Consider the following 18,070-nt stretch of genomic DNA (forward strand, 5'->3'; position numbering starts at 1 on the left):
CCGGTCCCGCGCGGCCGGTCGCGGGCGTTCCCGGGCCTCCCGTGAGGGGCCGCGTGTCAGGAGCGGCGCGGCCGGGCGCGTGTGGCGGCCGGGCGTGTACGGCGGGCGGGCGCGTACGGCGGGCGGGTGTCGCTAGGCGTCCGTTCTCACGTGCTTGCGCGCGAACTCGAACTGGGCCGACATCTGCGCGATGCGCTCGGAGACGACCAGCGAGCCGTGGCCCGCGTCGTAGCGGTAGACGGTGTGCTCGTGACCGCGCGCGGCGAGCCGGGCCACGTAGGTCTCGATCTGCCCGATGGGGCAGCGCGGGTCGTTCTCCCCGGCCAGGATCATCACCGGCGCCTCGACCTGGTCGACGTAGGTGATCGGCGAGCAGATCGCGTAGCGTTCCGGCTGCTCGCCGGGCGAGCCGCCGAGGAGCGCGCGGTGGTAGGCCCGCAGCGCCTCGGTCTCCTCCTCGTAGGTGGCCAGATGGTCGGCGATGGGCACCGTGGCGATGCCCGCCGCCCACATCTTGGGCTGGGTGCCCAGGCCGAGCAGGGTGAGGTAGCCGCCCCAGGAGGCGCCGGACAGCACGAGCCGGTCGGGGTCGGCGATGCCGCGCTCGACCATGACCTCCCTGACGGCGGCCACGTCGGCCAGCTCGATGTGCCCGACCTCCCCGGTCAGGGCGTCCCGCCAGGCCGAGCCGTAACCGGTGGAGCCGCGGTAGTTGACCCGGACGACCGCGAAGCCGAGATCCACCCACGCCGCCACCTGCGGCACGAAGGAATCGTCGTCCTGCGAGGTCGGCCCGCCGTGCAGCAGGAAGACCGTCGGGAACGGTCCCAGACCGCGTTCCGGGCGCGACACCAGGGCGTGGATGCGCCCGCCGGGGCCCTCCACGTCCACGTCCTCGACCGGGACGGACGGCGGCGAGGTCGAACCGCTGTGGTTGAGCACCACGTGACCGTTGCTGGAGCGGATCACCGGCGGGTGGGCGCCGCTGGACCAGGAGTATTCGACCGAGCCGTCGGGGCGGGGCGTGGCGGCGTCGATCACGCCGTGCTGGGTCTCGATCGGGAAGAGCCTGCCGCCCGGCAGGTCGTAGCGGTGCAGGTGGGTACGGCCGCGGTTGGCCCGGACGACGAGCAGCGAGCGGCCGTCGGCGTACCAGTCCGCGGTGATCTCGCCGGAGTCGCGCAGCCAGATCTCTCGCTGCTCGTCGCTCTCCGGGTCCCAGACCAGCGGCTCGCGGCGTCCCCTGCGCTCGTGCAGGGCCAGCAGCCGGCGGTCGCCCGGGACGGGCGCGAACCGCAGGCCCAGGACGCCTTTGCCGGGGCCGTCGTGCAGGTCGCCGACGGTGTCGCCGTTCTGCCGGAGCACGCGCAGCGCGGGGTGCCGGGAGTTGCCGTGCTCGCTGTGGCTGATCGCGATCAGCGAGCCGTCCAGGGACATGGCGGCCACGGAGGCGGCCTCGGTGTGCTCGTAGATCATCTGGGCCGGTTGGCCGGGCCGTACGACATAGACCCTGAAGCCGTCATCCGGGCGGGCGACGCCGATCGCGGCCTCGCCCGTCGCCGACAGCGCGATCCCCGCCGGGCAGCCGGCTTCGAGCTCTACCGGCTCGTCGGGGCCGCCGGTGAACGGCTGACGCATCCAGTGGCCCCACTCGTCGCCGTCGGTGTCGGAGAACCACCAGATCCACTGGCCGGTGGGGTCGATCGCGCCGTGCGCGGTGCCCTTGGGGCGGGCGGTCGCCTGACGCGTGGATCCCGTCGTCCGGTCCCATGCGTAGATCTCCCAGGCGCCGGAGGCGTTGCTGCGGTAGACGGCCCGGGCGGGAGCCTGACGTGCCCACACGGGCAGTGTCACGCGCGGCGCTCGGAACCTGGCCTGCCAGCGCTCCTCCGCCTTCATATGGGGCTTCCCTCCGTCAAGGCATTCGCTTCACGCGTCCAGGCGCGGGCTCGCCGGATTGCCGTCCAGTATGTCGCCTCCGCCCCGGATTTGCTTGGGTAATGTGTGGGAATTTCGGGCTAAATGCCACTTCAGTAACATGCGTCCCGAAGGCAGCTGTCAAGCGCTTCACTTGATCAGAACCGGGAATGAAAGATAGACATACGGAAAGAAGCAGCTACATTGCTTTTTTCAGGCAGTTCAGTGATTTTTCTCCGCATAACTTCTGGATCGGTGTGCCAGGCGCTCGGTCCCATCCCCACCACGGCCTCGATCGCCTCGTGTCCCAGCGTCATCCCGAACTCGTGAACGGTCCGGCCGGCCTCGACGAAGTGATCACTCAGGCTCTCCGCCACCCGCCGTTCCTTCGACTCGTCCACCGACAGCAGCCCGAGTCGCTCCACCAGCGGTTCGAGGTGCCGCGAGGTGGGCGTGACCACGATCAACGTGCCGTCCCGCCCGAGCACGCGGGCGAACTCCGCCCCGTTGCGGGGGGCGAACACGTTGAGGAGCACATCCACCGTGCCGTCGCCGACGGGCAACGGCCGCCACACGTCGGCCACGACCGCCCCCAGCCGGGGGTGCGCCCGCGCGGCCCGCCTGACGGCGTGCTTGGACACGTCCAGCGCGATCCCGACGGCGTCCGGGAGCCGGTCGAGTGCCCGTGCGAGGTAATGTCCCGTCCCCGCGCCCGCGTCCGCGACCACCTTCGCGTCGGTACGGCACGCGTCGGCGACGGCTTCCGAGAGCGGACCGAAATAGCCCGCCCCGAGGAACGCCTCCCTGGCGGCCACCATGGCCGTGCTGTCGGCCGTACCGGGTGCCTGGGATCCGATCAGAAGACTGACATATCCCTGTTTGGCGATGTCGAAGGAATGGCCCTGCGGGCAGCGCAGGACCCGATCACCGAGGTCGAACCCGTCTGCGCAGACCGGGCAGGTGAGGTATTCGACGACATCAGCCAGCATCCCCTCATCATCCCGCCTTCCGGGTGCGGCGGAATCTCTCCGGGTGCGGCCGGACCGCCGCCCGCGCCGCGTCCGCTCGGACCCCGCCCGTCGCGTCTGCCCGGACCCCGCCCGTCGCGTCCGCCCGGACCCCGCCCGGACCCCGACGGGACCCCGACCGGGGCGCAGGGCACGGGGTGACCAGCGGGCCGCAAGAGCGCTCCAAGTGACACCGACTACTTGTTGGAGGCATGAGGAAGAGATCTGTCATCGGCGGGCTGTCGGCGTTCGTGCTCGCGGCGGCCCTGTCCACGGCCCTGCCCGCGGCGGCGGAGGCCGCCGCGACCGTCAGGCATCACTGGGGACCGGTACGGTCGGCCACCGGACACTCCGGTCACGCGGTGGCGGATGTATGGATCACGGACTTCAGCGCCGAGACGTTCACCGTGTCCGGCACGCTGCGCGACCGTGACTCCCACCCTGGCCACTGCGCCTATATCCGCGCGAGGTTCCACTACACCGGTGGCGGCACGGGCTGGGCTCGGCCGCGCTCGACCTGCCGTGCGGGCGAGGCCTTCGAACTGTCCTCGGACGGTGAGATCACCCGGGTGGACGTGCGGGTCTGCGTCCTGGATCGTGGCACGCGCACGGCCTCCCACTGCCACGTCGACGCCATCCGGGCCGAGACCATCGCCGACTGGCCCCGCTAGGCCGGTGACGACCGGGCGGTCGGATGATCAGGTGGTCAGCTGGATCTGCTGGAGGAAGGCGGCGTTGGAGGGGGTCTCCCGCAGCCTGTCGGTGAGGAGTTCCAGGGCCTGCTGCTTCTCCAGGCCGCCCAGGGTGCGGCGCAGGCGCCAGGTGAGCTGTCGCTCCTGCGGATCGAGGAGGATCTCCTCACGCCGGGTGCCGGAGGCGTCGAGGTCGACGGCGGGGTAGAGGCGCTTGTCGGCGAGAGCGCGGCTGAGGCGCAGCTCCATGTTGCCGGTGCCCTTGAACTCCTCGAAGAGGTTGTCGTCCATCCGGGAGCCGGTCTCGACGAGCACCGTGGCGAGGATCGTCAGCGAGCCGCCGTCGCGCAGGTTGCGCGCGGCGCCGAAGAACCGGCGCGGGGGGAGCAGGGCCGCGGCGTCGAGGCCGCCGGCGAGGGTGCGCCCGCCGCCGGGGGCGAGGTTGTTGTAGGCGCGGCCGAGACGGGTCAGGGAGTCGAGCAGGACCACGACGTCGTGACCGTTCTCGGCCAGGCGCTTGGCGCGTTCGACGGCGAGCTCGGCCAGGGCGGTGTGGTCGCGGTCGGGACGGTCGAACGTGGACGCGGCGACCTCGCCGTGGATGGACTCGCGCATCTCGGTGACCTCCTCGGGGCGCTCGCCGACGAGCACGACCATGAGGTGGCAGTCCGGATGGTTGCGCGTGATCGCGGCCGCCAGGTCCTGCAGGACCATGGTCTTGCCGGCCTTGGGCGGGGCGACGATCAGGCCGCGCTGGCCCTTGCCGATCGGCGCGAACAGATCGACGACCCGGGTGGTCATCGACTCGGTCTCCAGGCGGAGCCGCTCGTGCGGGTGGACCGGCGTCATGTCCGCGAAGTCGGGCCGCCGCCGCCAGTCGGCGGCGCCGTTCACGCTCTGAACCTCCTCCAGCCTCTCGTACGGCCTGCGCGCGGTGGCGGTGACGTGGTCGCCCGGACGCAGGCCGTACTGCCGGATCTGGGCGTGGGGCACGCGCACGTCGTCGGGGCCGGGGAGATAACCGCGGGTGCGGATGTAGCCGGTCTTGTCACGGACGTCGAGCAGGCCGGCCACGGTCTCGACGGGGGTGTCGTTGTCACGCTCGACGTAGGCGTCGCTGTCGCGGGGGCGCGGAGGACGGGGGGTGCGCGAACGCTTTCTGGTGGTTTCTGTGGTCATGGTTTCGGTGGTCATGAGTGACCTTTCACGCGGGAAAGGTCATGACTGACCTTTCGCGGAGGAAGAACCGCATGCCGGGGAAGGCGCGGTGAGAAAAAAGAGGAACGGGGGCGGATCGTCGCACGCGGCCTAGCCAGCAGTGCGTCACGCCCGGTATCACAGTAGCACTGTCAATCCACACTTAACAGGAGACCGGATGCCGCATCACCCCATAACGGTCGCGGGCGTCGAAGTGTTCCCGCTGTGTGACGCCGTGGGACCGATGGGTGACTCGATCCGGCGTCCGTTGCCGGAGATGTTCCCCGGCGGCTGCCACGGAGAGTCCGACGAGTGGATCTTGCACTTCCACTGCTACCTGCTGCGTGACGCGGTGGGCAGGGTCGTGCTGGTGGACACCGGGATCGGTCCGGAGGACTCACCGGCGGCGAGCTGGGCGCCGGTCCCCGGGGTGCTCGGCGCCGAGCTCGCGCGAGTGGGGGTGAGCCCCGAGGAGGTGGACGCGGTGGTCATCACACACCTGCACAGCGACCACGCGAGCGGAACCGTGATCGGCGGCGTGCCCGTCTTCGCCAACGCCCGGCACGTCTTCCAGCGGGCCGAGATCGACACGGCCGCCGAGGAGATCCTCGACCACGTCGTCCGGCCGCTGGGCGAGCGGGTGCAGGTGGTGGACGGCCAGGCGGACGTGCTGCCGGGCATCCGGGTGATCCACACGCCGGGGCACACCCTCGGCCACCAGGTCGTCCAGGTGGGCGATCTGGTGCTGTCCGGAGACGTGGTGCTGCACCCGACGCAGCTGGCCGACCCCAAGGTGACCTATCTCTACGACGCCGACCCCGAGCTCGCCGCCGCGACGCGGGTGGAGCTGCTGGAGCGGGTCAGAGCCGAAGGGGGAATGATCGCCACCGCCCACTTCGCCGAGCCCTTCACCGTGATTCGCTGACCGCGTCGCGATTCGCCGACCGCACCGTGATTCGCTGGCCGCGTCGTGATTTGTCCATCGCACGGTGATCGGTCGGCTGTGTCGTGATCGGCCGGCCGCGCCGTCAGGTAACGGTCTGGGCGGCCAGCAGCAGGCGCCGGGTCTTGCCCCGGTAGCGGAGGACCTGAACCGCGCCCAGCGCCCAGATCGGGTACTGCACGGCGAAGGCCCAGCGGAAGGCGTCCAGGCCGGTCTCCCCGACCAGGTCGAGTATGACGCCGACCAGAGCGATCACCGACACGGACGCGACGAAGCCTCCGCCGTTCACGATGCCGGAGGCCGCGCCGATCCGCCCGGCCGGGTTGAAGGTCCTGGCGTAGTCGAATCCGATCATCGATCCCGGTCCGTTGGCCGCGAGCACCACCACGAGCAGGACGAGCAGCCAGAGCGGCGCCCGGCCGGGCCAGGCCAGCACGGCGGTCCACGCCCCGGTGGTGGTGCCGATCACGATGAGCACCATCCGGGAGCGGTGGAACGGGAACCGCCCGGCGAGATGGCCGAGCAGCGGCCCGCACGCCATGCCGCACAATGTCAACGTCGACAGCAGCACGCCGGCCGTGGAGGGGGCCAGACCCTGTCCCTGAACCAGGAAGGGATAGCCCCACAGCAGCAGGAACGCCGCGGCCGAGCATTGGGTGGCGGCATGGGTCCACATGCCCAGCCGGGTGCCGGGCTCGGCCCAGGCGGCCTTGAGACCGGGAGGTTCGCCCGTGCGCTCCGGGCGTGAGTCGCGCAGCACGGTCAGCAGCAGGAACGCCGACAGCACGCCCAGTCCGGCGGCGGCCAGGAAGGTGGGCGTCCAGCCGTAGGCGTGGAGGGAGTGGATCAGGGGCACCGCCGAGGCGATCGCGCCGAGCTGCCCGATCAGGCTGGTGAGCTGGACCATCACCGGATTGCGGTGGGCGGGGAAGTGGAGGTTGACCAGCCGGATCACGCTGATGAAGGTCATCGCGTCGCCGCAGCCGATCAGCGCCCGGCCCGCGACGCCGGACAGCAGCCCGCCGGACAGCGCGAAGACGAGTTCGCCGCAGGCCATCACGGTGGCTCCGACGACCAGCATTCGCTTGGAGCCGAGCCGGTCGACCAGGACGCCGACGGGCACCTGCATGGCCGCGTAGACCAGCAGTTGCAGCATGGCGAGGGTGGCGAGCCCGGACGAGCCGACGCCGAGCCGCGCGGCGGCCTCGATGCCGGAGACGCCGAGGGACTGGCGGTGGAAGATCGCGACGGCATAGGCCAGCACACCGGCGGCCCAGAACATCACTGCCGTGGACCGTGGTGTCATGGGCTGAATATTACTTTTAGGCATTTTGGAAGATGCGCCGGGGCGTCAGAGCCGCTAGGGAGCGGCGAGGCTCACGTGCGATCCCCCGTCGAGAGGGACCGGCCGCCGTACGCTCTCCCCCCGTGCGGGCGGGGCTCTCGCCGGTGCTCAGCGACGCGGGTAGCGGATGAGCAGGCTGGCGTGGACGTCCTGGGCGCCGATCGCGGAATAGGTGTGCGGGACGTCCGAACGCCAGGTGAGGTGTTCGCCCGGTCCGGCCCGCAGGGGCGCGTCCCGCGGGCCGGCGACCAGCACCCCGGCGAAGACCGTGAGGTGCTCGGTGACGCCCTCGTGGTGGGCCGGGGAGACCTGCGTGGACCCCGCCGGGATCACCAGCCGGTAGAGCTCGTAGGTGACGGACTCGTCCTCGAAGACCTGGAGCAGCACGCCCTCGACGGCGGTGCCACGGATGACGGGATCGGCGCCCAGGGCCAGCGCCAGGGGCACGCCGAGCCCGGCGGTGACCGCCCACAACGTCTCCAGGGTGGGGTTGCGGGTGCCGTTCTCCAGTCCGGAGAGGGTGGCCTTGCCGACGCCCGCGCGCCGGGCGAGTTCGGACAGGGAGATGCCGCGCTCTTCACGCAATCTGCGTATTCGCTGGCCTACGTCTGGTGCGTCGGCCTCCTGGGCGGTACGAGAGCTTTGTGCGCCGGGCTTCATGTGGATATGGTGCAACATGCTCGGTCGTTCCGTTTACGGAACGACCGGCGCCACGCCGGAACGCGGTGTCAGGTGGAGGCAGCCGGGGACCCGGACAGCCGGACAGGTGGACAGGTGGTTCGGGCGGAGGGCCGGAAGCGCTCGGGTTCGGACAGGTGGCTCGGGCGGAGAGTTCGGGGGATCGCGGATCGCGCGCAAGCGCGGCGGGAGGAGGGGACGGCGAAGATGACACGCCTTCTACAGCCCATGCTGGCGGGAGTGGTGACCGCGCTGGTCGGCTTCGCCAGCTCCTTCGCCGTGGTCCTGGCCGGGCTGCGGGCGGTGGGCGCCGACCAGCGGCAGGCGGCGTCCGGCCTGCTCGCGCTCTGCCTGGCCAACGGCGTGGTGGCGATCTGGCTGGGTCTGCGACGACGCATGCCGATCACCGTCGCCTGGTCCACGCCCGGCGCGGCGCTGCTGGTCGCGACCGGCGCCGTGCAGGGCGGGTTCCCCGTCGCGGTCGGCGCGTTCGTGGTCTCCGGCCTGCTCATCACCGCCGCGGGACTCTTCCCCCCGCTGGGACGCTGGATCGCGGCCATCCCCACCCCGATCGCCGGCGCCATGCTCGCGGGGGTTCTGCTCAACCTGTGCGTCGCGCCGGTCCGTGCCCTCGGCGAGGTGCCGCTGATGGCCGGCCCCGTGGTGCTCGTCTGGGCGCTGCTGAGCCGCTTCGCCCGTCAGTGGGCGATCCCGGGAGCCCTGCTGGCCGCCGTCGTCGCCATCGCGCTGACCGGGCCCGGCCTCGGCTCGGTGGACGTGCGCCCGGTGGTCGAGCTGACCGTGCCGTCCTGGAGCGCCACGGCGATGATCAGCATCGCGCTCCCGCTTTTCCTGGTGACGATGGCTTCCCAGAACGTGCCGGGCATGGCGGTCCTCGCCGGGTACGGCTACCGCCCCCCGCTGCGCGGCATCCTCCTCGGCACCGGCCTGGCCAGCACCCTCGGCGCGCCCCTGGGCGGACACGCGGTGAACCTGGCGGCCATCACCGCGGCGCTGGCCGCCGGCCCGGACGCCGACCCGGACCCGGGCCGCCGGTGGATCGCCTCGGTCACCGCCGGGGCTTCGATGATCGTCCTCGGGGTCGGTTCCGGCCTGGCCACCGCGTTGGTACTGCTCTCCCCGCCGGTGCTCATCGAGGCCGTCGCGGGCCTCGCCCTGATCGGTGCGCTCGCCTCGGCCATCGCCGCAGCGGTGGCCGAGCCGCGGGGCAGGGAGGCGGCCGTGGTGACGTTCGTGGTCACCGCGTCCGGGCTCACGCTGCTCGGGGTGGGGGCGGCGTTCTGGGGGTTGGCCGCCGGTGGCCTCATGACACTCCTGCAGCGCGGCAGCGCCCCGCGATCCTCTTCCGGGCGGGAGCGACCCTCTTCCGAACCGGATGAATCGGAACGGGTGGAGGAGCCGGCGAGCGGCCCGGAGGAGCTCAGCCGGCGGTGAGCGTCACGCCCCGCGATCGGAGGATCCGCGGGACCGGAAGGTCCGTGGGATTGAAGACTTCCGGAAAAGCCTGTCGCCGGTACGGCATGCCGTACCGGCGACAGAAGGCGACAGGAGCGGAGGGGAGCCGATTACCGGTCGTCTCCCGGACGCCCGTGGCGACCGGCGACGAGCTGGTCGGTGCTGTGCTGGCGAGGCACTTCGACCCGCGGGTGAGGGGCCGTCGTCTCGCCGCGGTCGTCGACGCCGTCGCGGTCCCGGTCGATCCGGGGACGTGCCGTCGTCTGGACGCGGTCGTCGACGCCGTCGCGGTCCCGGTCCACCACCGGAGCGGCGGTCGCCGAAGTCTCCGGGGTCTCCTCAAGCTTGCGCTCCAGCTCTCGCTTCTCCTCCTCCAGGCGGGCGACGCGGTCACGCGCCTCCATCCGGGACGCGCGGAGCTTGCGCCGGTGCACGGCGGAGCGGCGCATACCGCTGAACATCACCGTCAGGCCGAGCAGGAACAGCGCCCCGGTGACGGCGCCGGCGAAGAAGAACTCCAGTTGGGAGAGCTGGACCGTCTGGTCGAAAACCGTGAACGACGCGGGGGTGGTGGCTGTGGCGGCCTCGTCCCAGGAGACCGCGACCACGGCCGCGCCCGCGAGTAGGATCAAGAGGAGTCCCAGCACTATCATGTGACCTCATCTCGGGCTGCGTCTGTTTGTGGTAGAGGTGCTGCTGCCCCGCGAGGACAGGATTATTCGCCCGGCGTCGGCGGTTACCAGGAAACGTGACGGACATCGACGTTGTGGTCATCGGGGCGGGGCAGGCGGGACTGTCCAGCGCCCACTTCCTGAGCAGGACCGGATTCGACTTCGTGGTCCTCGACCGCTCACCCCGCCCCGGTGGCGCGTGGCAGTTTCGGTGGCCGTCCCTGACCCTCGGCGCCGCGCACCGCGTGCACGACCTTCCCGGTCTGCCGATGGGCGCCGCCGACACGACCCGACCGTCCTCGGAGGTCGTCTCCGAATACTTCGCCGCCTACGAGCGGGCCGAAGGTCTGCCGGTGCGCCGCCCGGTCGAGGTGCGGGCGGTGCGCGAGGGCACGGGAGGGCGGCTGCTGGTGGAGAGCTCGGCCGGCGACTGGTCGCCCCGCGCGCTGATCAACGCCACCGGCACCTGGGATCGGCCGTTCTGGCCGCGCTACCCGGGTCAGGAGAGGTTCCTCGGACGGCAGCTCCACACCGCGGACTACGTCACCCGCGAGGAGTTCGTCGGAAAGCACGTCGTGGTGGTCGGCGCGGGGGCCTCGGCCATCCAGCTCCTGACCGAGATCGCCGAGGTCACCACGACCACCTGGGTGACCCGCCGTCCCCCCGTCTTCCGGGAGGGCCCGTTCGATGAGGAGGCGGGCCGCGCGGCCGTCGCCCTGGTCGACGCCCGCGTCCGCGCCGGCCTTCCGCCGGGCAGCGTGGTCGGGGCCACCGGCTACCCGCTGACGCCGCAGGTCCGGGCGGCCCTGGCGGCCGGGGTCCTGGATCGCCTGCCGATGTTCGACCGGATCGTTCCCGGCGGGATGGTCTGGGACGATGCGGACACCGGGCCGGGCCGTCTGGTCGAGGCGGACGTGATCCTGTGGGCCACCGGGTTCCGGCCGGTCGTCAACCACCTGGCCCCGCTGCGCCTGCGCGAGCCGGGCGGCGGCATCCGGGTCGAGGACACCCGGGCGGTCCTGGATCCCCGCGTCCATCTGGTCGGTTACGGCCCTTCGGCCAGCACCATCGGCGCCGCCCGCGCGGGCCGTACCGCCGTCCGGCACATCCGCCGGCTCCTCGGCGCGCCCGTGGCCGCCTGACGGGCCGAACGGAGATGCCGGCCCTCGACCCCGCCGGTTAGGGTTGACCGGCATGGAGCGTACTCGCCTTTACCGCAACGGCGTTCTGGAGGCCGAGGGGTTTCCCATCGACGACGTCTCCGATCACATCGAGGATCCGTCGGCCGTGGTGTGGTTCGACCTGTGCGCGCCCTCACCGGAGGACCTGGGGAAGATCAGCGAGGAGCTCGGCCTGCACCGGCTGGCAGTCGAGGACGCCCTCCACAGCAACCAGCGCCCCAAACTCGACACCTACGACAGCCACCTGTTCATCACCGTCTACGGCGCCAAGCTGGTGAACAGCCGTCTCGACCTCATCGAGGTCTCGATCTTCGTCGTGAAGAACGCCCTGGTGACCGTCAGGGAGAGCCCCGAATTCGAGATCGACGAGGTGCTCAGGCGCTGGGACGCCAACGGCGAGATGTCCAGGTACGGCGTGCCGTACCTGCTGCACGGCCTGCTCGACCACGTGGTGGACGGATACTTCGAGGTGCTGCAGACGATGGACGACCGGATCGAGAAGCTGGAGGACGACCTCTTCGAGGACGAGTCCGGCGACCGGGCGTACATCCAGCGCCAGACCTATGAGATGCGCAAGAAGCTGGTGCGGTTCCGGCGGCTGGCGGTGCCGATGCGCGAGGTCGTGGGCAGCCTGCTGCGCAGGGGCGTGGAGATGCTGGACCCCGCGATGACCCCCTACTACCAGGACCTCTACGACCACGCGCTGCGCACCGCCGAGTGGACCGACTCCCTGCGGGAGCTGGTGGGCAACGTCCGGGAGGCCCACATCAACCAGCAGGGGTTCAGGCTCAACGACATCATGAAGAAGATCACGAGCTGGGCCGCCATCATCGCGGTGCCCACGATGATCACCGGCTACTACGGCCAGAACGTGCCCTATCCCGGCTTCGGTCACCCGCTCGGTTTCTGGACCTCCACCATCGCCATCCTCGTGGCCTCCTCCATCCTCTATCTGATCTTCAAGAAGAGGGGCTGGCTCTAGCGTCGGGCCCCTCCGGCGGCCGGCGAGGAGGGGCCGGCCGCCTCAGCCGCCGATGCTGTCGCGGATGACGAGCTCGCCGGGAAGCAGGAGCCCGGCCTGGGGGGCCGCACCGGTGTCGATGATCTGGAGCAGCCGGCTGACGAGGGCGTCGGCGATGCGGCGCAGCGGCAGCCGCACCGTGGTCAGGGCGGGTTGCAGGAACGCGGTGACGGGCAGGTCGTTGAAACCGGTGACGGCCAGGTCGGCGCCCACGGTCAGGCCCTCCTGGCGGGCGGCCATGTAGGCGCCCATGGCCAGCCAGTCTCCGTCGGCGACCACCGCGGAGGGCCGGTTACCCCGGAGCAGTCGCCGTACGGCCTCGGTGATCTCGGCGGGATCGTCGCTGGGGGCGGTGATTTCCAGGGCGGCGGAGGTGCTGAGGCCGAACCGGCGCACCCCCGCGCGGAAACCCTCCAGGCGGTCGTCCATCCAGGGCAGCCCGGCGGCCTGCCCGAGAAACGCGATCCTGCGGTGTCCGCGGGCGGCCAGCAGGCCGACCAGGTCGATCATCGCCTGGACCGTGTCGACGTCCACCCAAGACTGGGGCCGGCCGGGGTCGATCTTGCCGAACGCGGCGAAGGGAAAACCCCGCTCCGACAGATGGATCACCCGGGGGTCGTCGTGGAGCACATCGGCGATCATGAAACCGTCCGCGGTGCGCGCGGCGATCACCTCTTCGATCGCCTGCGCCTGGTCCTGGCCCGGACGGGGCCGCACCAGCAGGATCCGGTAGCCGACCTCGCCCGCCGCCGCGACGAGGGCCTCCAGGAAGCCGCCCATCAGCGGGTTGGGGTTGGCCGGATCGTCCTCCGTCGTGGTGTAGGCGATGATCCGCCGGGTGCCCGAGCGGAGGCTGCGCGCCGACTGGTCGGGCCGGTAGCCCATCTCCTCGATGAGCGCGGTGACCTTCTCCAGGGTCTCGGGCTTCAGCCGGAAGGGGGCGTTGAGCGCGTTGGAGACGGTCTGCCGGGACACACCGGCCGCGCGCGCGACATCCTCGATGGTCACTCCGCGCTCGCGCGACCGGCGTGTTTCCACCTACTCCTCCTCGGCGTCGCGGTGAAGTCTCAGCAGACCGCCCATCGGCACGGGCACCAGGGCCGTCCCGGCGTCCAGGCGCGGCGTCTCGGACGAGATCAGCGTCCCCCGGCAGTCGTACACGCTCGCCCGCACCCGCCCGGCGACCCGGCCGAGGAGGACCACGTTCTGATCGGGGTCGGCGTTGGCCACCAGAAGCTCCCGCCAGCCGGAGGCGGGAACCTCCACCGGCACGGGCGCGTAACGGGCGATGACCATGATCTGCTCATCGTAGGCCCGGACGAGCGGGTATCCGTGCTCGGGCCGGATGGGGTCGAGTACACCGAGCTGGAGGGTGGCCAGGTGCCGCCGGAAGATCCCCAGCCAGAACTCGATCACGGCCCGCTGCTCGGCGGTCTGCGCCGACAGGTCCACCGAGATCTGGGGCACCGAGAACAGCGCGTTGATCAGGTGCACGGCGACCTGCTCGGCGGGCTCGGTGGGGTGCCACAGGATCATGTCGGAGTGCACGGCGATCGGCCCGGCCAGCAGCCGCAGGTCCACCGTGCGCTGCCGGTTCTCCTGCGGGGAGAGCGGGCAGTCCACGGCGCGGATCATGTTGGCGTAGGGCCACAACCCCGGGCTCACGTACGGCTGCCGGTGCTCGATCAGGACGTCCGGCCTGGTACGGCGCAGCCGCGCGTCCAGCTCGTGCAGCAGCCGCCGGACGCCCTCGGAGACCTCGTCGCAGTCCATCCCGTCGGCGGGGGCGGGCGGCTCCGGCACCGTGAAGCGGTCCACGAAGTCGATCTTCAGTCCGTCCATGTCCCAGGCCTCGACCGCCTGGGAGAGGCGGTCGAGGATGTGGGCGCGCACGTCCGGGTAACGGGGGTCGAGCACCCCCGCCTCCATGTGGTCGAGGAAGCGCAGCAGCTTTCCGGAGAAGCGCTCGAAGGCCGCGTTCTGCCTGCCGACGAACGGGATGGCGTACCAGAGCATGTAGGCCATGCCCAGCTCGCGCACCCGCTTCACATGCGCCGACATGTCGGGGAATGCCACTTCGTTCGCTTCCCAGTCACCGCAGTGGGCGTAGCCCCGGTCCCGGTCCGCCGTCTGCCAGCCGTCGTCCACGATGATCGTCTCGCAACCCAGCTCGCGGGCGAGCCGCGCCTGGAGCTCCACCGACTTCTCGCTGACCTCCTGGTGCATGCTGTACCAGGTCGAGTAGGCGGGCATCCGCGCCGCGGCCGGGGTCACCGGCAGGTGGCGCCCCTCGGCCCACCAGGCCGCCACGTCGGTCAGCGCCCGGGAGAACGGCCGGTCGGACAGATCCAGCCGGAGCCGGAGCGTCTCGCCCTCGTGCTCGACGGTGAACAGGAACTCCCCGGTCTCCTCGATGGCGCCGTTGCCGAAACGGACCTCGCTGACGGACTCGGCGGCGGCGACGGTGCACACGTTGGCGTCGGCCGTGCCGACCAGGCAGACCACCGGGGCGCCGGCGGTCAGGGAGGAGGTCTTCGGCGCGTTCCAGATGGGCGGCACCCATCGGTGGGCGCCGCTGTCGGGGGTCCAGAACGCGGTGACCGACACGCAGGGGATGCGCCACTGCGCCAGGATCGTCGCCCGGGACTCCGCGCGCGCCTCGACCAGCCAGACCCCGTCGGAGATCGGTGCGATCGTGACGTCGTCCGCCCCGGTCACCTCGATGGTGACGTCCCCGGCCTGGACGCTGTTCGCGCCCGCGAGAGCGTGGGGCTGCCACAACACCATGTCTATCCCTTCGTCGCCCCGGCCAGCAGGCCGGAGATGAACTGTCGCTGGAGAACGAGAAAGAGGATCATCATGGGCAGCGAGGAGATCGCGGTCCCCATCATGACCTGGCCGTAGTCGGTTTTGGCCACGCTCTGCAGGCTGGCCAGGGCGACCGGCAACGTGTACATCTCGGGGGTGCGCAGCGCGATCAGCGGCCACAGGAAGTCGTTCCACGCCCCGAGGAAGAGGAAGACGGCCAGCGCCGCCAGCGCCGGGCGCATGACCGGGACCACGACGCGCCAGAGCACCCGAAGCTCGCCCGCGCCGTCCACCCGCGCCGCGTCGAGCAGCTCGTCGGGCACCGCCAGCAGCGACTGGCGCATCAGGAAGATGCCGAACGGCACGGAGAGGTTCGGCAGGATCAGCGACGAATAGCTGTCGATCAGGCCGAGGTCGTTCATCATCTCGAAGATCGGAATGATCGTCACACCGCTGGGGATCACCAGCGTGGACAGCAGCAGGACGAAGAACACGTTCTTGCCGCGGAAGTCGAACTTGGCGAACGCGTACCCGGCCAGCAGCGACACCACGATCGCGATCACGGACTGGACGGCCGCGACGAGCACCGTGTTGCCGAGCACCCGCCCCAGGCCGATCGAGCTCTCCAGCGTCGCCAGGTTGTCCAGCAGGTGACCGCCCGGATAGAACTTCGGCGGCCAGGAGAAGATGTCGGAGTTGGAGTGGGTGGCGGCGATCGCCAGCCAGTAGAACGGGCCGACACAGAGCGCGAACACCGCGGCCAGCGCGAAGGTCAGCGGCCAGCCCTTGATCCTGCTCATTTCTTACCTCCCCGCAGCCTCATCTGGACGATGCCGAACCCGGCGACGATCAACGCGAGCGCGTAGGCGATCGCCGCGGCGTAGCCGAAGTCGAAGTAGCGGAAGCCGTTCTGGTAGAGGTAGAGCGAGATCGTGAGGGTGGCGTTGTCCGGGCCTCCGCCGGTGAGCACGAACGGCTCGTCGAAGAGCTGCAGCGTGCCGATGGTGGACAGCACGACCGTCAGCAGCAGGATCGGCCGCAGCTGCGGGATCGTGATGGACGCGAAGCGGCGCAGTGTCCCGGCGCCGTCGACCATCGCCGCCTCGTAGAGCTCCTTCTGGATGCTCTGCAGCCCGGCGAGATAGATCACCGCGTTGTAGCCGGTGTAGTGCCAGGTCAGCGCGAGGATGATGGAGACACGCGCCCAGAAGGGGCTGCCCAGCCAGTCGATCTGCTCGATGCCGACCAGGTCGAGCACCCAGTTGAGCAGTCCGGATTCCTTGTTGAGGATCACCGAGAACATCACGCCGTAGGCGACCAGGCCGGTCAGTGACGGCATGAAGACGCCGAGCCGCCACACGCTGCGCAGCCGTACGAAGGACGAGTTGAGCCCGAGTGCCAGCAGCAGCGCCAGGAACAGCATCAGCGGGACCTGGACGATCAGGATCTGCGCGGTGTTCCACAGCGCGGTCCAGAACAGCGGGTCGCTCACCAGCCGGACGTAGTTGTCCAGGCCCACGAAGGTCCGGGCCGCGCCCGCACCCGTCGTCAGGCTGATGTACAGCGCCGCGAGGATCGGGTAGGCCTTGAAGGCCAGGAACCCGGTGAGGGCGGGGAGGATCAGGACGTACGGGATGTTGCGCCTGGTGATCAGCGTGCGCCGGGCGGGGAGGCCGCTCGCGTGAGCGGCCTCCCGGGTCGCGGTGAGTGTCATTCCGCGAGCTTCCTGCCGGTCTGCTGGGTGAGCTGCTGGGCGGCCTCGGTCAGCGCCGCGGCCGGATCGGCGCCCTTGAGCAGGACCTTCGTCTGCGCGTCATTGGCGATCTTCAGTGCCCGCGCGTAGTCACCCGAGTAGTAGGTGGCGTCGGCGCCCTCGGTGAGGGAGTCCACGAAGGTCTTGAGCGCGGGCTGCCCGCCGAAATAGTCGGACGGGGAGGAGAACATCGGGTCGGCGTAGGCGGCGGTGAGCGCGGGGAAGACGCCGCCCTCCTTGAAGACCTTGTTGATGGTCTCGGGCTTGGTCAGCGCGTATTCGACGAACTTGTACGCTTCGGCCTGGTGCGGGCTGGTGCCGGAGACCGACAGGTAGGTGGAGTTGACGATCGCGGTCCGCTTGCCGCCCGCGGTGACCGCGGGCGGCTGCATGACCCGCCACAGGCCCTTCTGGTCGGGGAAGCCCTCGTTCATGTAGCCCACCGCCCATGCCGCCCACGGCAGCACCGCCATCTTCCCGCTGTTGATCAACTGCTTCTTGGTGCCCGTGCCGGAGGTGTCGGCGATCACCCCGGCGTCGTTCATCCGCTTGATGATCGACATGGCCTGTACGGCGGCCGGCGAGTTGAGCGTGACGTCGCCCTGCAGGTTGAAGTAGAACGCGCCCTGCTGCTGGAGCAGCGACTGGTAGAAGTCCATGTCGCTCTCGGTGGTGGCCGGCTTGTTGATGCCGATCAGGTAGGCCCCGGTCTTCTCCTTGATCTTCTTTCCGGCCTCGATGGCGTCGTCCCAGGTCTTGATCGACTCGGGGTCGACTCCGGCCTTCTCGAACAGGTCGGAGCGGTAGAAGAAACCGATCGGGTTGACCTCCCAGGGAAGTGCGTAGACGCCGCCGTCCTTGCCGGTGACCGTCGGCCACAGCCCCTTGGCGAAGGCGTCCTTGTACTTGTCGGCGCCGAGCTTGCGCAGGTCGGCCAGGCCGCCGGGGAACTTGTCCATGTAGCCGGGCAGGTAGTCGACGCCGATGTGCATCACGTCGGCCAGCCCCTTGCCGCCCGAGGCCATGCCGACGGTAATTTTGTCCCAGATCGCCGGGTTGCCGATGTCCTGGACGTCGACCTTGACGTTCGGGTTGGCCTTCTCGAAGTCCTTGGCGACCGCGGCGAGCCCGGCGGAGGCGGGCTTCCAGGTCCAGACGGTGATCTTCGTGGGGCCGGACGCCTTCTCTTCGGCGCCGCCGCCTCCACAGGCGGCGGCGCCGAGGACGATGGTGCCCGCTACCGCGAGCCGCAACAGGGCGCGGCGGTTGGTGATGGGGTTGATCATTTTCTGTTCCTTTCAAGGTGGAACGCCGCCCCCGACGGCGGTGAAAAGGGGAGCCGGCGAATCCGTCCCTCGATGGGGGATGCCGGAGGCGGAGA

The 18,070-nt window shown here is 70.5% G+C and carries 16 protein-coding genes; 5 read left to right on the forward strand and 11 right to left on the reverse strand.

All coding sequences use genetic code 11. From position 1 onward, the window contains the following. Positions 1-132: 132 nt before the first annotated feature. Positions 133-1,899, reverse strand: a complete 1,767-nt coding sequence (locus ACQPYK_RS02235) for a prolyl oligopeptidase family serine peptidase (protein WP_433249355.1) — start codon at positions 1,897-1,899, stop codon at positions 133-135. Between the two features lie 176 nt (positions 1,900-2,075). After that, positions 2,076-2,906, reverse strand: a complete 831-nt coding sequence (locus ACQPYK_RS02240) for a putative RNA methyltransferase (protein WP_433249358.1) — start codon at positions 2,904-2,906, stop codon at positions 2,076-2,078. A 230-nt stretch (positions 2,907-3,136) separates the two neighbouring features. On the opposite strand from ACQPYK_RS02240, the gene ACQPYK_RS02245 reads away from it, so the two are divergent. Beyond that, the gene (locus tag ACQPYK_RS02245) at positions 3,137-3,595 is read left to right on the forward strand and encodes a hypothetical protein (RefSeq protein ID WP_433249361.1); all 459 of its coding nucleotides are present in this window, start codon (positions 3,137-3,139) and stop codon (positions 3,593-3,595) included. 27 nt (positions 3,596-3,622) lie between these two features. Here the strand turns inward: ACQPYK_RS02245 and rho are convergent, their stop codons facing one another. After that, positions 3,623-4,795 (reverse strand): transcription termination factor Rho, encoded by a 1,173-nt coding sequence (rho, locus tag ACQPYK_RS02250; protein ID WP_433249364.1) that lies wholly within the window; start codon positions 4,793-4,795, stop codon positions 3,623-3,625. Positions 4,796-4,991: 196 nt separating this feature from the next. On the opposite strand from rho, the gene ACQPYK_RS02255 reads away from it, so the two are divergent. Next, positions 4,992-5,738, forward strand: a complete 747-nt coding sequence (locus ACQPYK_RS02255; RefSeq protein ID WP_433249367.1) for an MBL fold metallo-hydrolase — start codon at positions 4,992-4,994, stop codon at positions 5,736-5,738. Positions 5,739-5,841: 103 nt separating this feature from the next. Here ACQPYK_RS02255 and ACQPYK_RS02260 read toward each other — a convergent pair whose 3' ends face one another. Continuing rightward, on the reverse strand, positions 5,842-7,062 hold the full coding sequence (locus ACQPYK_RS02260; protein ID WP_433249370.1) for an MFS transporter: 1,221 nt from the start codon (positions 7,060-7,062) through the stop codon (positions 5,842-5,844). 147 nt (positions 7,063-7,209) lie between these two features. Next, on the reverse strand, positions 7,210-7,779 hold the full coding sequence (locus ACQPYK_RS02265; RefSeq protein ID WP_433249373.1) for a helix-turn-helix domain-containing protein: 570 nt from the start codon (positions 7,777-7,779) through the stop codon (positions 7,210-7,212). 207 nt (positions 7,780-7,986) lie between these two features. Between ACQPYK_RS02265 and ACQPYK_RS02270 the strand changes: the two genes are divergently transcribed. Further along, entirely contained in the window at positions 7,987-9,234 is a 1,248-nt protein-coding gene (locus ACQPYK_RS02270; protein ID WP_433249376.1) for a benzoate/H(+) symporter BenE family transporter, read from the forward strand. A gap of 131 nt (positions 9,235-9,365) precedes the next feature. Here ACQPYK_RS02270 and ACQPYK_RS02275 read toward each other — a convergent pair whose 3' ends face one another. Further along, entirely contained in the window at positions 9,366-9,887 is a 522-nt protein-coding gene (locus ACQPYK_RS02275) for a hypothetical protein (protein WP_433249379.1), read from the reverse strand. Positions 9,888-10,012: 125 nt separating this feature from the next. On the opposite strand from ACQPYK_RS02275, the gene ACQPYK_RS02280 reads away from it, so the two are divergent. Together ACQPYK_RS02280 and ACQPYK_RS02285 are read left to right on the forward strand one after the other, a co-directional pair. Beyond that, positions 10,013-11,068, forward strand: coding sequence for an FAD-dependent oxidoreductase (locus tag ACQPYK_RS02280; protein WP_433258678.1), 1,056 nt, complete (start codon positions 10,013-10,015; stop codon positions 11,066-11,068). A 52-nt stretch (positions 11,069-11,120) separates the two neighbouring features. Continuing rightward, positions 11,121-12,089, forward strand: coding sequence for a magnesium transporter CorA family protein (locus ACQPYK_RS02285; RefSeq protein WP_433249382.1), 969 nt, complete (start codon positions 11,121-11,123; stop codon positions 12,087-12,089). Positions 12,090-12,131: 42 nt separating this feature from the next. Here ACQPYK_RS02285 and ACQPYK_RS02290 read toward each other — a convergent pair whose 3' ends face one another. The 5 genes from ACQPYK_RS02290 to ACQPYK_RS02310 are packed head-to-tail and all read right to left on the reverse strand — an operon-like array spanning position 12,132 to position 17,975. Continuing rightward, positions 12,132-13,166 carry a LacI family DNA-binding transcriptional regulator gene (locus ACQPYK_RS02290; RefSeq protein ID WP_433249385.1) on the reverse strand — a complete coding sequence of 345 codons (1,035 nt, stop codon included), beginning with the start codon at positions 13,164-13,166 and terminating at the stop codon, positions 12,132-12,134. Continuing rightward, positions 13,167-14,915, reverse strand: coding sequence for a glycoside hydrolase family 36 protein (locus ACQPYK_RS02295; RefSeq protein WP_433249388.1), 1,749 nt, complete (start codon positions 14,913-14,915; stop codon positions 13,167-13,169). Between the two features lie 2 nt (positions 14,916-14,917). Further along, positions 14,918-15,736 carry a carbohydrate ABC transporter permease gene (locus tag ACQPYK_RS02300; protein ID WP_433249391.1) on the reverse strand — a complete coding sequence of 273 codons (819 nt, stop codon included), beginning with the start codon at positions 15,734-15,736 and terminating at the stop codon, positions 14,918-14,920. Further along, positions 15,733-16,650, reverse strand: coding sequence for a carbohydrate ABC transporter permease (locus ACQPYK_RS02305; RefSeq protein WP_433249394.1), 918 nt, complete (start codon positions 16,648-16,650; stop codon positions 15,733-15,735). Before ACQPYK_RS02305 ends, ACQPYK_RS02300 begins: the two co-directional genes overlap by 4 nt. After that, positions 16,647-17,975, reverse strand: a complete 1,329-nt coding sequence (locus ACQPYK_RS02310) for an ABC transporter substrate-binding protein (protein WP_433249397.1) — start codon at positions 17,973-17,975, stop codon at positions 16,647-16,649. The genes ACQPYK_RS02305 and ACQPYK_RS02310 overlap by 4 nt, the downstream gene beginning before the upstream one ends. Between the last annotated feature and the right edge of the window lie 95 nt (positions 17,976-18,070).

This window comes from Streptosporangium sp. CA-135522 (assembly GCF_050949235.1).
Taxonomy (GTDB): domain Bacteria; phylum Actinomycetota; class Actinomycetes; order Streptosporangiales; family Streptosporangiaceae; genus Streptosporangium.

What these genes read in the sequence shown, in the direction of transcription:
- rho (WP_433249364.1), bottom strand. Translation starts at nt 4,795, where the DNA reads ATGACCACAGAAACCACCAGAAAGCGTTCGCGCACCCCCCGTCCTCCG.
- ACQPYK_RS02255 (WP_433249367.1), top strand. Translation starts at nt 4,992, where the DNA reads ATGCCGCATCACCCCATAACGGTCGCGGGCGTCGAAGTGTTCCCGCTG.
- ACQPYK_RS02235 (WP_433249355.1), bottom strand. Translation starts at nt 1,899, where the DNA reads ATGAAGGCGGAGGAGCGCTGGCAGGCCAGGTTCCGAGCGCCGCGCGTG.
- ACQPYK_RS02305 (WP_433249394.1), bottom strand. Translation starts at nt 16,650, where the DNA reads ATGACACTCACCGCGACCCGGGAGGCCGCTCACGCGAGCGGCCTCCCC.
- ACQPYK_RS02310 (WP_433249397.1), bottom strand. Translation starts at nt 17,975, where the DNA reads ATGATCAACCCCATCACCAACCGCCGCGCCCTGTTGCGGCTCGCGGTA.
- ACQPYK_RS02260 (WP_433249370.1), bottom strand. Translation starts at nt 7,062, where the DNA reads ATGACACCACGGTCCACGGCAGTGATGTTCTGGGCCGCCGGTGTGCTG.
- ACQPYK_RS02245 (WP_433249361.1), top strand. Translation starts at nt 3,137, where the DNA reads ATGAGGAAGAGATCTGTCATCGGCGGGCTGTCGGCGTTCGTGCTCGCG.
- ACQPYK_RS02300 (WP_433249391.1), bottom strand. Translation starts at nt 15,736, where the DNA reads ATGAGCAGGATCAAGGGCTGGCCGCTGACCTTCGCGCTGGCCGCGGTG.
- ACQPYK_RS02265 (WP_433249373.1), bottom strand. Translation starts at nt 7,779, where the DNA reads ATGTTGCACCATATCCACATGAAGCCCGGCGCACAAAGCTCTCGTACC.
- ACQPYK_RS02295 (WP_433249388.1), bottom strand. Translation starts at nt 14,915, where the DNA reads ATGGTGTTGTGGCAGCCCCACGCTCTCGCGGGCGCGAACAGCGTCCAG.
- ACQPYK_RS02270 (WP_433249376.1), top strand. Translation starts at nt 7,987, where the DNA reads ATGACACGCCTTCTACAGCCCATGCTGGCGGGAGTGGTGACCGCGCTG.
- ACQPYK_RS02285 (WP_433249382.1), top strand. Translation starts at nt 11,121, where the DNA reads ATGGAGCGTACTCGCCTTTACCGCAACGGCGTTCTGGAGGCCGAGGGG.
- ACQPYK_RS02240 (WP_433249358.1), bottom strand. Translation starts at nt 2,906, where the DNA reads ATGCTGGCTGATGTCGTCGAATACCTCACCTGCCCGGTCTGCGCAGAC.